Origin of the sequence: Actinokineospora xionganensis (genome assembly GCF_014323725.1) — a bacterium.
GTDB lineage: Bacteria > Actinomycetota > Actinomycetes > Mycobacteriales > Pseudonocardiaceae > Actinokineospora > Actinokineospora xionganensis.
In genome coordinates, this window is the sequence record NZ_JABVED010000024.1 from 1 (window position 1) to 12693 (window position 12693).

13 protein-coding genes and 1 pseudogene are annotated in these 12693 nt (G+C 69.9%); 6 read left to right on the forward strand and 8 right to left on the reverse strand.

Annotation, left to right across the window (positions count from 1 at the left end; all coding sequences use genetic code 11):
- Positions 1-132 precede the first annotated feature (132 nt).
- Both greA and GPZ80_RS28400 read right to left on the reverse strand, forming a co-directional pair.
- Positions 133-630: a transcription elongation factor GreA gene (greA, locus tag GPZ80_RS28395; protein WP_187224233.1), complete on the reverse strand. Its 498-nt coding sequence runs from the start codon at positions 628-630 to the stop codon at positions 133-135.
- Positions 631-802: 172 nt separating this feature from the next.
- A complete protein-coding gene (locus GPZ80_RS28400; RefSeq protein WP_187224180.1) occupies positions 803-1243 on the reverse strand; it encodes a DUF4307 domain-containing protein in 441 nt (146 codons plus the stop codon).
- Between the two features lie 127 nt (positions 1244-1370).
- Here GPZ80_RS28400 and mca point away from each other — a divergent pair, with 127 nt between their 5' ends.
- Positions 1371-2252, forward strand: a complete 882-nt coding sequence (mca, locus tag GPZ80_RS28405) for a mycothiol conjugate amidase Mca (protein ID WP_187224181.1) — start codon at positions 1371-1373, stop codon at positions 2250-2252.
- Positions 2253-2287: 35 nt separating this feature from the next.
- Positions 2288-2467, forward strand: a pseudogene (locus GPZ80_RS28410) (hypothetical protein); the annotation flags it as partial.
- 28 nt (positions 2468-2495) lie between these two features.
- Here GPZ80_RS28410 and GPZ80_RS28415 read toward each other — a convergent pair.
- The 5 genes from GPZ80_RS28415 to GPZ80_RS28435 form a co-directional block, all read right to left on the reverse strand.
- A complete protein-coding gene (locus tag GPZ80_RS28415; RefSeq protein WP_187224182.1) occupies positions 2496-2954 on the reverse strand; it encodes a VOC family protein in 459 nt (152 codons plus the stop codon).
- A 71-nt stretch (positions 2955-3025) separates the two neighbouring features.
- The gene (locus GPZ80_RS28420; RefSeq protein WP_222719995.1) at positions 3026-3244 is read right to left on the reverse strand and encodes a DNA polymerase beta superfamily protein; all 219 of its coding nucleotides are present in this window, start codon (positions 3242-3244) and stop codon (positions 3026-3028) included.
- A gap of 84 nt (positions 3245-3328) precedes the next feature.
- Positions 3329-3976, reverse strand: a complete 648-nt coding sequence (locus GPZ80_RS28425) for a nucleotidyltransferase domain-containing protein (RefSeq protein ID WP_222719996.1) — start codon at positions 3974-3976, stop codon at positions 3329-3331.
- Positions 3973-6498: a polynucleotide kinase-phosphatase gene (locus GPZ80_RS28430; RefSeq protein ID WP_187224183.1), complete on the reverse strand. Its 2526-nt coding sequence runs from the start codon at positions 6496-6498 to the stop codon at positions 3973-3975. Before GPZ80_RS28430 ends, GPZ80_RS28425 begins: the two co-directional genes overlap by 4 nt.
- The gene (locus GPZ80_RS28435) at positions 6498-7904 is read right to left on the reverse strand and encodes a 3' terminal RNA ribose 2'-O-methyltransferase Hen1 (protein ID WP_187224184.1); all 1407 of its coding nucleotides are present in this window, start codon (positions 7902-7904) and stop codon (positions 6498-6500) included. Before GPZ80_RS28435 ends, GPZ80_RS28430 begins: the two co-directional genes overlap by 1 nt.
- Positions 7905-8006: 102 nt before the next feature.
- Between GPZ80_RS28435 and GPZ80_RS34270 the strand changes: the two genes are divergently transcribed.
- The 3 genes from GPZ80_RS34270 (at position 8007) to GPZ80_RS28445 (ending at position 11258) form a co-directional block, all read left to right on the forward strand.
- Positions 8007-8087: a helix-turn-helix domain-containing protein gene (locus tag GPZ80_RS34270; RefSeq protein WP_512699357.1), complete on the forward strand. Its 81-nt coding sequence runs from the start codon at positions 8007-8009 to the stop codon at positions 8085-8087.
- Between the two features lie 9 nt (positions 8088-8096).
- The gene (locus GPZ80_RS28440; RefSeq protein ID WP_222719998.1) at positions 8097-9083 is read left to right on the forward strand and encodes an RNA-guided endonuclease InsQ/TnpB family protein; all 987 of its coding nucleotides are present in this window, start codon (positions 8097-8099) and stop codon (positions 9081-9083) included.
- A gap of 171 nt (positions 9084-9254) precedes the next feature.
- Positions 9255-11258 carry a thioredoxin domain-containing protein gene (locus tag GPZ80_RS28445; RefSeq protein WP_187224185.1) on the forward strand — a complete coding sequence of 668 codons (2004 nt, stop codon included), beginning with the start codon at positions 9255-9257 and terminating at the stop codon, positions 11256-11258.
- Positions 11259-11327: 69 nt separating this feature from the next.
- Here GPZ80_RS28445 and GPZ80_RS28450 read toward each other — a convergent pair whose 3' ends face one another.
- On the reverse strand, positions 11328-11876 hold the full coding sequence (locus tag GPZ80_RS28450; protein WP_187224186.1) for a hypothetical protein: 549 nt from the start codon (positions 11874-11876) through the stop codon (positions 11328-11330).
- Between the two features lie 115 nt (positions 11877-11991).
- On the opposite strand from GPZ80_RS28450, the gene abmR reads away from it, so the two are divergent.
- Positions 11992-12546, forward strand: a complete 555-nt coding sequence (gene abmR, locus GPZ80_RS28455) for an ATP-binding transcription factor AbmR (RefSeq protein WP_187224187.1) — start codon at positions 11992-11994, stop codon at positions 12544-12546.
- Positions 12547-12693 lie beyond the last annotated feature (147 nt).

Consider the following 12693-nt stretch of genomic DNA (forward strand, 5'->3'; position numbering starts at 1 on the left):
TCAAAACAACGAGTCCAACGTTCAGAACATCGAACCCACCTCACGCTGGGCGGCGACCGGCGCCGTTGATGTTCTGAACGTTGGACTCGTTGTTTTGAACGTTGGACTCGCGACCGTGCGGGAAGGCGCGGGTCAGCCGGAGTAGGGGACTGCCTTGGTTAGCGTTACCTTCTGGATCTTGCCGCTGGGCAGTGCGTACTCGCGGGTCTCGCCTTCCTTGGCACCGAGCAAGGCGCGACCCAGTGGCGACTCGGGGGAGTAGACCTCGAGCTCGCCCTCGCTGCCTTCCTCGCGGGTGGCGAGGAGGAACTTCTCCTCGTCGTCGTCGCCCTCGTAGCGGACCGTCAACACCATGCCCGGCTCGGCGACGCCGTCGTTGGACGGTGCTTCGCCGACCTTCGCTCCGCGAAGCAGCTCCTGCAGGTGCCGGATCCGGGCCTCCTGCTGCCCCTGCTCCTCACGGGCCGCGTGGTAGCCCCCGTTTTCCTTGAGGTCACCCTCCTCGCGGCTGGTGTTGATCTTCTGCGCGATGACCGGGCGGTTCTCAATCAGCTCGTCGAGCTCGTGCTTGAGCCGGTTGTAGGCCTCCTGGGTCAACCAGGTCACCTGGGTGTCGCTCACGGTCACCAACTCCTCGTCGTACTCCGGGCCCGTGGTTACGGGCCGGCAGTCCCGGGCTTCGTCGAGCACCCGGAATGGAAAAACACGGCCCGCCTAGGGGCCGTGCAGGTAGACGAGAATAGCATGAACAGGCGTGCTAAACCGTCCGTTTTGTCCGATTTGGCACCGATAAGGACGCAGTTCACCCCGTTGGCGGCTGTGCTGTGGACAGGTATGCGGGCACCTGGTAGGAGCACCCGAAGACATCGGCTGTCACCGGTTCGGATGAGCTGGCGATCACGGTCGTCACGCGCACGGGCGAAGGTCCGGGTGCGATGTAGACCTCCTTGCGGCCACCCTCGGCGCCGTCGAGTCCCCGGGTCCGCACGATGCACACGGCGGCCTTCTCGGGGGTCTGCCGGGTCACGTCGAAAACCAGTTGCATCTGATTGCCCGGAAGGTTGCCGAACGACGTCCGCTCCGCCTCGATCGGCGCGCTCCCGAGGTTCACGTACGCCGTGTAGGCGACCACCCCGCCCGCCAGCACGCCGAGGGCGATGAGGGCCGCAGTGGTCCGTCGGGACCGCTTGGCGGGCGGCTTCCCGTAGCGGCCTTCCGGCAGTGCGTGACCGGCCACGGTCATTCGAGGGGCCTCCTGTGACGGCTGTCCGCCAGGCGGGAACAATGGACCCGCCGCGACGCGTTCGACTTACCGGGTCGAGTATCCGCCTGGCGCGGTACCCCATACGACGAGGGGGCAGAGAGAGGTCATGGCCGAGAAGCTGCGTTTGATGGCGGTTCACGCACATCCGGACGACGAGTCGAGCAAGGGCGCCGCCACCATGGCGAAATACGTCGCCGACGGCCACGAGGTCATGGTCGTGACCTGCACCGGCGGCGAGCGCGGCGACATCCTCAACCCGGCCATGGACCGCCCGGAGGTCCTCGCCGACATCCCGGCCGTGCGCCGCGCGGAGATGGCGAAGGCCGCCGAGATCCTCGGCGTGCAGCACCGCTGGCTTGGCTTCGTCGACTCGGGCCTGCCCGAGGGCGAGCCGCTGCCGCCGCTGCCCGAGGGCTGTTTCGCCCTGGTGCCGCTGGAGGAGTCGGTTCCGCCGCTGGTCGAGGCCATCCGCGACTTCAAGCCGCACGTCGTGCTCACCTACGACGAGAACGGTGGCTATCCGCACCCCGACCACATCCGCTGCCACGAGGTCTCCGTCGCCGCGTTCGACGCGGCGGGCGACCCGGACCTCCACCCCGAAGCGGGCGACCCGTGGACGCCGCTCAAGCTGTACTACATGCACGGCTTCTCCCGGGCCCGCCTGGTGGCCATGCACGAGGCGCTGCTCGCCGCCGGCCTGGAATCGCCCTACGGCGAGTGGCTGGACAACTGGAGCGCCGACCGCGGCGACATCTCCCACCGGGTCACCACCAAGATCCACTGCTCGGAGTACTTCGAGGTCCGCGACGCCGCGCTCCTCGCCCACGCGACCCAGATCGACCCGGACAGCCGCTGGTTCGCCGTGCCGCTGGAGATTCAGCGCACCGTGTGGCCCTTCGAGGAGTACGAGTTGGTCCGGTCGCTGGTCGACAGCACCCTCCCCGAGGACGACTTGTTCTCCGGGGTCGCTGAGAAGGTGACACTGTGATCTTGTCCGGCCCGGACCTCTCGGCCACCGTGCCCATGGTCCTCACGCAGACGACCCCGCCGCTGCCCGCCGACCCCGGCGGGCAGGGCGAGGACTTCGGCAAGTCCTCACCCCTGGGCTTCCTGATCCTGATCCTGTTCTTCATCGCCGTGGCGTTCCTGATCCGCTCGATGACCAAGCACCTCAAGCGGGTCCCGGAAAGCTTCGACGAGCCCGAGGACAAGAAGGACTAGGGCGGGCCGCTCAGGTGGCGGCGCGTTCGAGTTCGGCGATGTCGATCTTGCCCATCTTGAGCATGGCCTGCATCGCGCCCGGGTTGTCGACCAGTTCCGTCAGGCGGGTGGGGATGACCTGCCAGGACAGCCCGAACTTGTCCTTGAGCCACCCGCACTGGCTCTCCTCGCCGCCACCCGCGGTCAGCGCGGACCAGTAGTGGTCCACCTCGGCCTGGTCCTCGCAGAAGATCTGGAATGACACGGCCTCGCTGAACTTGAACTCCGGCCCGCCGTTGAGCGCGACGAACGGGTTGCCGTCGATCTCGAAGTCGACGGTCATCGCCTGGCCTTCGGGCCCTGGCATGTCAGGGCCGTAGCGGGCGACCTGCTTGACCTTCGAGTTGGGGAACACCGAACAGTAGAACTCCGCGGCCTGCTCGCCCTGGGTGTCGAACCACAGGCACGGGGTGATGTTGAGTGCCGCCATCGTCGTCTCCTTTCGCGGTGGATCCACCCACTCTCCCGCTACGGTCCGGTCGCCGCGAGGTGAATGCCGGTTCAGCCGAACCGGGCAAGGACGACCAGGTCGTGCAGCTTGTCGTCGACAACATCGGTGCGCATGAGGTTGATGCCGGTCAGCAGCCCAGGGACCATCGACAGCAGTTCGGCGTGGATCTCTCCGGTGTGCACCACCAGCGGCGACACGAGCTGCTCCAGCACATACCCGTTGGGCGTGAGCAGGAGCCGGGCGAACTTCCGCACGTCGGTGCATGGCAACAGTGGATTGTCGGGCCGACTTGGAACGCTCGTTAGCTCACAGCGGCCGAGCCGCGCCCGGAGGGTGCGTCATGTCACTGGAGGTCAGGGAGTGCGATGGGCATCCAGATTCCTCCGTCGGACTGAGACCAGCCAGTTCTCGACTCGTCGGGTGTCGGGTTCGGCGGGCACCGCGCGGGGCGCGGCCGCGATGTCCGTGCGCAGGCGGTCCGCCCAGGCCAAACACTCCGTCAGCGGCACCTCGCCCGAGCGGACCGCCAGAAGCTTGTCGCGGTCGGCCCTCATGTCGATGCGCAGCTCGCCGGTGGCCAACAGGGTGCGGCACACCATGAGCAGGCGCAGGGCGTGCATCACCTGTTTCCACTTGGGTTCCGCGGCGCTGGTCGCGCGGGCCAGCTGTTGGGCCGTGGCCCGTTCGTAGCTCACCGCCACCCGTTCCGAGAGGAAGGCGCGCAGCAGCGCGCGCAGTTCCGCGCCGATGTCGGTGCACACCTCGACCCGGTCGCTGACCAGCACCTCCAGGACGGTCGGATTTCCCTTGAGCCCCAACGCGCAGAAGTGTTCGACCTCCCACGTCAGCTGTTCCGCCAACGGGCCGTCCACACTGGACGGCGGCTTCTCGAACCGCCAGAACGACTCCGTGGGCGCGGCGTAGACACCGCGGCGGTCGATGTCCGACGCCGCGGTGGCCAGGCCGTAGGCATGTGAACCGACGACGGTGGACAGGATCACAGTCGCGGGTCCACCGGCTCGGATTCCAGTGCCAGCACCGCGAACACGCACTCGTGGACCCGCCACAGCGGCTCGCCGCGGGTGAGGCGGGCCAGGCCCTCCAGCCCGAGCGCGTACTCCCGCAGGGCCAGCGACCGCTTGTGGCCGAGGTTGCGGTCCCGCAGCCGCGAAAGGTTCGCAGGCTCGGTGTAGTCCGGGCCGTAGATGATCCGCAGGTACTCGCGGCCGCGCACCTTCACCCCGGGCTGTGTCTTCGGCAGGTGGTTCGCCGCCGGTTTGACGACCATCCCCTCGCCGCCCGCCTCGGTCAGCTCCGTCCACCAGCGCACACCCGCCCCTACGGACCCGGCGTCCTCGGTGTCGACGACCAGGTTGCGCGTCACCGCGAACAGGTCGGGGTCGGCCGCGCGCAGGCGGTCGGCGATCGTCAGGTGCCAGGTGTGCGGTCGGTCGTGGAACACCGTTGCCTGCGCGGCCAGGATCTGGAACGGCGCCAGCCGTACGCCGTCCAGACCGTCGGTCGGCCAGCAGTACCGGCGGTAGGCCGCGCGGAAGTCAGTCGCGTTCGTCTCCCGGGATCGGGTGCGTGCCAACAGGTCCGCGACGTCCACGCCGCGTCCGGCCGCCTCGGCGAGAGCGTCGGCGGCCGCGGGCAGCGCGACACCCGCCGCCGCCCCCACCGCCGCGTACTGGTCGGTGATCAGCGCCGACGCCTTGGCGCTCCACGGCATCAGCTCGGCGTCGAGCAGCATCCAGTCGGTGTCGAGTTCGGCCCACAGCCCGGCCTCCGTCGCGGCGGCCCGCACGCGCGTGAGCAGCCGACCGGTGAGGTCTTCGTCGAAGAACGGCCTGCCCGTGCGGGTGTGCACGGCGCCGTCGCCGTCGATGCCGAAGCGCGCGGGCGCCACCGACTCGTCCCGGGTGAGCAGGACGACCGCGCGAGAGCCCATGTGCTTCTCCTCGCACAGAACCTCGCGCACACCGCGCGAACGGAAGTCGGCGAACGCCTCGGTCGGGTGTTCGAGCAGTTCACCGTCGGCCCGCGTCGGTGTCGGCGCCATCGTCGGCGGCAGATACAGCAGCCACCGGGGGTCGACCGCGAAGCGGCTCATGACCTCCAGTGCCGACGCCGCCTGCTCGCCGCGAACCGTGATCTGGCCCATGGTCCCGGTGTCGACGACTCGCTTGCCGACGACATCGGACAGGGCGAGCGTGCTCGGCTCGCGGCCGCCGAACGGGTCCGGCGGGGCGAGCGGGCGGGTCGGCTCGTACCAGACCTGGTGCGCCTTGACCGACACGGTCTCGCGCTCCGGGTACCGCAGCGCCGTGAGCTTGCCGCCGAACACGCAGCCGGTGTCCAGGCACATGGTTCCGTTGACCCACTCCGGATCCACCACCGGCGTGTGTCCATAGAGGACCATCGCGCGGCCGCGGTAGTCGTTGGCCCACGGGTAGCGCACCGGAAGGCCGTACTCGTCGGTCTCACCAGTCGTGTCGCCGTAGAGCGCGAAGCTGCGCACCCGGCCCGACGCGCGGCCGTGATAGGCCTGCGGAAGACCCGCGTGCGCGACGACGAGGTTGCCGCCGTCGAGCCGGTAGTGCGAGATCAGCCCGTCGCAGAACGCCTCCACGCGGGCGCGGTACTCGTCGGACTCCTCGCCCAGCTGTGCGAGCGACTCCGCCAGACCGTGCGCCACAGTCACCTTGCGGCCGCGCATCGCGCGGACCAGCTTCTGCTCGTGGTTGCCGCACACCGCCAGGGCGTCGCCCGCTTCGACCATCCCCATCACCAGCCGCAGCACGCCCGGGGTGTCCGGGCCGCGGTCGACAAGGTCGCCGACGAACACCGCGCGCCTGCCCTCGGGGTGGCGCGCGCCGACCGACCGCCCCTGGTCGTCACGGGTGATCGCGTAGCCCAACTCGCCGAGTAGTTCCTCCAGTTCCGCCCGGCAGCCGTGGATGTCGCCGATCACGTCGAACGGCCCGGTCTGGTCGCGCAGGTCGTTGTTGAGCCGCTCCGGCACGATCCGCGCCTCGTCCACTTCGGACTCGCCACGCAGCACGTGCACCTTGCGGAAACCCTCGCGCTGCAACGATCCCAGCGCACGCCGGAGTTCGGCCCGGTGCCGTTTCACCACGTGCGCGCCGAAGTCGCGGTCCGGCCGCTCGGCGTTGCGCCGGACGCACACCGCCTCGGGGATGTCGAGCACGATCGCCACCGGCAGCACGTGGTGCTCCCGGGCCAGCTTGATCAGCTGCTCCCGCGGCTCGCGCTGCACGTTGGTCGCGTCGATCACGGTGACCTTGCCCGCACTGAGCCGCTTGCCCGCGATGTAGTGCAGCGCGTCGAAAGCGTCCGCCGACGCCGACTGGTCGTTCTCGTCATCGCTGACCAGACCGCGGAAGTAGTCGCTGGAGAGCACCTGGGTGGGCGCGAAGTGCTTGCGCGCGAAGGTGGACTTGCCGGAGCCCGAGGCGCCGATGAGCACCACGAGCGACATGTCGGGGATGGGGAGATCCATCAGGCTGCCTCCTTCCGGGAGAACACGGCGAGCTGGGTGGAGGGACCGTGGACCGGGTCTTCCGGGCCGACCGGGGCATAGCGGACGGTGTAGCCGCAGCGGTCCGCCACGCCCTGGGCCCAGTCCTGGAACCGCGCGCGGGTCCATTCGAAACGGTGGTCGGTGTGCCGCATCTTGCCCGCGGGCAGGTTGGGGTACAGCACGTTGTACTCGGCGTTCGGTGTCGTGACGATGACGTGGCGCGGGTTGGCCGTGCCGAACACCGCCCGCTCCAGCGCGGGCAGCCTGCTCGCGTCGACGTGCTCCACGACCTCCATCAGCACTGCCGCGTCGTAGCCCGCCAGCGCCGGATCGGTGTAGGTCACCGACGACTGGCGCAGCGCGACCCGGTCGCGGGCGCGGTCGGGCAACTGGTCGAGCCGCAGCCGCCGCTGCGCCGCGTCCAGCGCGCCCGCCGAGACGTCGCAGCCGACGATCTCGGTGAACGTCGGGTCGGCCAACAGGTCGCGCAGCAGCGCCCCGCCGCCGCAGCCGAGGTCGAGTACGCGGTGCGCCCGGACCTCGCGCAGCGCGTCGAGCACCGCGCGCCGCCTTGTCGCCGAGAGCGGCTCCGGCTTGTCCTCCGCCAGGACCGCCGCTTCCGGCAGCACGTCGACCGGCTCGGCCTCCGTGCCGCCGTCGAGTTCCGCGAGCCGGTCCAGGGCTGTGCGCTGGTAGCCGCGCCGGTGGGCCAGGTAGCGCAGGCTGATCAGGTCGCGCTCCGGGTGGCCGGACAGCCAGCCGTCCCCGGCGCGCAGCAGCTTCTCGATCTCGTCCTCGCCCACCCAGTAGTGCTTGGCGCCGTCCATCACCGGCAGCAGCACGTAGAGGTGCTTCAGGGCGTCGGACAGCTTCAGCTCACCCTCGATCCGCAGGTCGAGGTAGCGCGAGTCGCCCCACTCCGGGAACTCGGTATCCAGCGGCACCGGTCGGGCGTCGACCCGCCAGCCCAGCGGCGCGAACAGCCGCTCGGCCATGTCGGGACCGGCCCAGCAGGGGGCGGCGGGCACCCGGATCCGCAGCGGGATCGGTGTGGCGGCCAGTCCGGGGCGCTGGTCGCAGCGGCCGATCATCGCGGTGCGGAAGACACTCGACAGGGCGACCGCGAGCATCGAGCCCGCCGCGTACGGGCGGTCGTTGACGTACTGGCCCAGGGTGAACGCGTCGTTCCTGCGGCCGCGGACCAGGGCGATCGGGTCGACTTCGAGCAGCAGCGCCGCAGTGCACTCGTCCTCGTCGGCCCGCGGGTAGAACACGTGGGCGGTGCCGGACGCGGTCGAGAACGCCTGCGCCTTGCCTGGGTGCTTGAACAGCAGGTATCCCAGGTCGGTCGCCGGTGTGTGGTTCGTCGTCAGGGTCAGCAGCACCCGCGAAGTGTCGCCTACTCGCTGCCGGATCTCATGTCATTTGAGAACGCGACCCACTGTTTGTCTCCTAATTTGTCGGTGGTGGTCGTTAGGTTGATCGGCATGTCCCGGTTCCGTCTTCAGCCGACACCTACGCAGGAGCAGGTGTTGTTGGAGCATTGTGGGCATGCCCGGTTCGTGTGAAACCTCGCGGTGGAGCAGCACGCGCACTGGAGGCCGGATCGTAAGACGGCACCGGGGTACATCGAGCAGGCGCGCCAGTCGACGCAGGCACGGGCGGCGAACCCGTGGCTGGCGGCCGGGTCGGTAATCGTGCGGCAGCAGGCGCTGCGGGACTTCGCCCAGGCTATGACGAACTTCTTCCGCCGAACCCACCGGCGGCCGACCTGGCGCACACGCGGGCGGGGCGAGGGTTTCCGGATCGTGTCAGTAAAACCGGGTGATGTGCGCCGAGTGTCCCGCAAGGTCGGTGAGGTGCGGGTGCCCAAGGTGGGATGGGTGCGGTTGCGCTGGTCGCGTGCCGCCGTCGATGGTGTGAAGTCCTATCGGGTCACCCGTGACCGGGCGGGCCGTTGGCATGTGGCGTTCGCCGTGGTGCCCGAGCCCATCGCCGGACCAGGCACGGGCGCCGTCGTGGGCGTGGACCGCGGTGTCGTGGTGTCGGCCGCGCTGTCCACAGGGGAACTGCTCTGCGCTCCCATTCTGCGTGGAAGCGAGAAGGCGCGGCTGCTGCGGCTGCAGCGCAAGCTCGCCCGGGCCCATTGCGGCTCCAACCGGCGCGGCAAGGCCAAAACGGCGATCGCGAAGCTCAAGGCCCGCGAGACCGACCGGCGCAAGGACTGGGTCGAGCAGACCCGCACCCGCCTGGCCCGAGAGTTCGACGTGATCGCGATCGAGAATCTCAAGATCAGCAACGTGACCTGGTCGGCGAAAGGCACCCAAAAGGCACCGTGCCCTGGTGTGCGGCAAAAGGCGGGCCTGAACTGGGGAATCCTGGTCAACGGGTGGGGCCTGCTGGTGACCCGGTTGGAGCGCAAGGCTCGCGGTCGGGTGGTGAAGGTCGATCCGCGGTTCACCGGTCAGCGTTGTTCGGCGTGTGGGGTCGTGGATCGGGAGGCGCGCGAGAGCCAAGCTGCCTTCCGGTGCCGGTCCTGCGCTTTGCCTGCAATGCGGATGTGAACGCGGCGCTGAACATTCGATTCGCGGCAGGGCATGCCGTGACGGCACGGGGAGGCCCGCCGTTGGGTGAGCCGGTGAACCGTGAACCTCAACACGACATCCTCGTAAGGTAGTCGATGTTGAAATCCCTGGCCATCAGGCGGGGGAGGATGCCAATGAGAGGGTTGACGCATGGCGAACCGGCTGCAACTCTCGACCAGCCCGTATCTGCTCCAGCACGCCGACAACCCCGTCGACTGGTGGGAGTGGGGTCCGGAGGCGTTCGCCGAGGCCGCGCGCCGTGACGTGCCGGTGCTGCTGTCCATCGGCTACGCGGCCTGCCACTGGTGCCACGTGATGGCACACGAGTCGTTCGAGGACGCCGAGACGGCCGCGCTGATGAACGAGAACTTCGTCAACGTCAAGGTCGACCGGGAGGAACGGCCCGACGTCGACGCCGTCTACATGACCGCGACGCAGGCGATGACCGGGCACGGCGGCTGGCCGATGACGTGCTTCCTCACCCCAGAGGCGAAGCCGTTCCACTGCGGCACCTACTTCCCGCCGCAGCCGCGGCATGGGATGCCGTCGTTCCGGCAGTTGCTGGCGGCGGTCCGCGACGCGTGGTCCGCGCAGGACGGCGAGGTCCGCGAGGCCGCCGACCGGATCGTCGAGGAGTTGGGCAAGCAGACCGGGCCGATGGTCGAGTCGATCGTCGACGAGGAGGTCCTGGCCGGGGCGGCCGCGTCGCTGCTCGGCGACTACGACCGGGTCAACGGGGGATTCGGCGGCGCGCCGAAGTTCCCACCGACGATGGTGCTGGAGTTCCTGCTGCGCCACCACGAGCGCACCGGTTCGGTCGAGTCGCTGTCGATCGTGGAGGGCTCGATGCGGGCCATGGCCGACGGCGGGCTCAACGACCAGCTCGCGGGCGGGTTCGCCCGCTACAGCGTCGACGCGGGCTGGGTGGTGCCGCACTTCGAGAAGATGCTCTACGACAACGCCTTGCTGCTGCGGCTGGCCGCGCACCTGGTGCGGCGCACGGGAACCGAGCCCTACCGCGAGGTCGCCGTGGACACCGCCACCTTCCTGCTGCGTGACCTGGCCACCGCGGAAGGCGGGTTCGCCTCCTCCCTTGACGCCGACACCGAGGGCGAGGAGGGGCTGACCTACGTCTGGAGTCCCGCGCAGCTCACGGACGTGCTCGGCGCCGAAGACGGGGCCTGGGCGGCGGAACTGCTCAGCGTCACCGAGTCCGGCACCTTCGAACACGGGACGTCCACGCTGCGCCTGAGCCGCGAGGTCGACGACGTGCCGCGCTGGCTGCGGGTCAAGTCGGCGCTGCTCGCCGCGCGGGACACCCGCCCGCAGCCGGGGCGCGACGACAAGGTCGTGACGGCGTGGAACGGCCTGGCCATCGCGGCGCTCACCGAGGCAGGCCTCGCCCTGGGTGAACCCGCGTGGATCACCGCCGCCGAGCGGGCCGCGGATCTGGTGCTGCGCCTGCACCTGGTCGACGGCAGGCTGCGCCGCACCTCACGCGCGGGCGCGGTCGGCACCGCGGCGGGCGTCCTCGAGGACTACGCCTGCTTCGCCGACGCGCTCCTGGCTCTGCACCAGGCCACCGCCGACCAGCGCTGGCTCGACGCGGCGTGCGACCTGCTCGACACCGCCTTGGCCCACTTCGCCGACCCGACCATGCCCGGCGCCTTCCACGACACCGCCGACGACGCCGACGCCCTGGTGTGGCGCCCGGCCGACCCGGGCGACAACGCCTCACCGTCGGGCGCGTCCGCGTTGGCAGGGGCGCTTCTGGCCGGTTCGGCGCTGGCCGGGCCGGAGCGGGCCGACAGGTATCGGTCGGCGTGCGAGGAGGCGATCTACCGGGCGGGAATCCTGGCGTCGCGGGCGCCTCGGTTCGCGGGCCACTGGCTGACCGTCGCCGAGGCCGTCGCCCATGGACCCGTGCAGGTGGCCATCGTGGGTTCCCCGGCCGACCGCGCGGGCTTGGCGGAGGCAGCCCTCAAGCACGCGCCGGGCGGGGCGGTGGTGGTGGCCGGCGAACCGGGCTCGGCGCCGCTGCTGGCCGACCGGCCACTGGTGGACGGGCAGGCGGCGGCGTATGTGTGCCGGGGATACGTGTGTGACCGGCCGCGAACGGCGGCGGAGGACCTGGTGGCGGCTCTGACGGGCTGACTTACCGCGAACCCTCGACAGGCCGTGAACCCCACCTGCCCAATGCCGAGGGGTGTCTGCTGGGCCGCGTTATCGCTGGTGAGGTGCCATGGTCATGGCGTTGAAGCCTTCCACCATCGGCTTGGCGACGTGGCGGAAGCCCCAGCGGGTGTAGCGGACCGTGCGGCCGTCGGTGAAGGTCACGTGGGCGGTGGTCCGGCGGAACTTCCGCTCGGAGCGGACGTGGGTCACCGCGCCGACGGGGATGACGCCGAGGGGCTGTGCCGGGGTGGCGTTGCGGTCCACCCAGCGGCCCAGCCAACCCATGCTCGGCTCACCCACGCCCGCGGTGAAGATGGCGACGACCAGGGCGATCAGCGCGTAAATCAGCAGGCAGCCGAAGAGGACTCCTCCGGGCGCGGCCAGGGCGATGGCCACCTCGCGGGGCGCGCCGGACCAGTGGACGAGAGTGCCGATCCAGGCCAGTGCGAGAGCCCCCAGGACCGACCACCAGAACCGCCGGACCCAGTCCCGCCACCGGGTGGGCGAAGTGCTCACCGCGACTCGCTGCGGCGTGAAGGACAGTTGGACGCGCCCGCCTGGACGCGAGTGCACGTAGTCGACCGAAATCACGATCATCCCCCTGATGGTCGGCTCGGAGGATAGCGAAGTCCGCCGACGGCGAACGTGGCCCCACGCTCGCTGTATCGGCGTAATGTCAGCAGTAACGTAATCTTGTAATCAAGGAGCTGACATGCGCAGGACCTGGAGCCACCGCCCTCGCGGCGGACAGTCCGACCTTCCCTCAGCCGACGACGCCGCGGGCTGGTTCTCCGGCAGGCTGCCCGACGGCTGGTTCACCGGTGAGCCCACCGTGACCGTCGACCGTGAGGAGATCCTCATCGTCGGCACCCTGCCCGACCTCGACGGCGACTACGCCGACGACGCCGCCCGCGCCGCCGCCGAGTCCGGCCGGATCTCCCGCTGGCGTGAAGCCACCCGCGACGAGCGCATCGAGATCGCCCGGCAGGCTGAACACCGCTATGCCCGGAAGGTGGCGTGGGGTGCGCGGCAGGGGTCGACCGAGGAGCTGTTCACGACGTTGTCGGTGCCGGTGATGACACGGCTACGACAGCCGGAACGACTCGTGCTGGACACCCTCGTCGACGCCGGGGTCGCACGGTCCCGGTCTGAGGCGCTGGCGTGGGCGGTTCGGCTGGTGGGGGTGCACGCCGAGGAGTGGCTCGGTGAGCTGCGGGAGGCCATGACCAAGGTTGATGATCTTCGGGCCAAGGGGCCTGAGCTTTAGGCAGGTGGGTTCGGCCCGTTGCGTTTCACGGGGCCGAAACGGTTGAGCCTGCTTGGCGGGCCGTCGGGTTCGTGGCAAGGCGAAGCAAGGCAAGGCGAGTTAAGCCAGGGCAGGCAAGGCAAACCTGGGCGAGGCAAACCGGCGGGA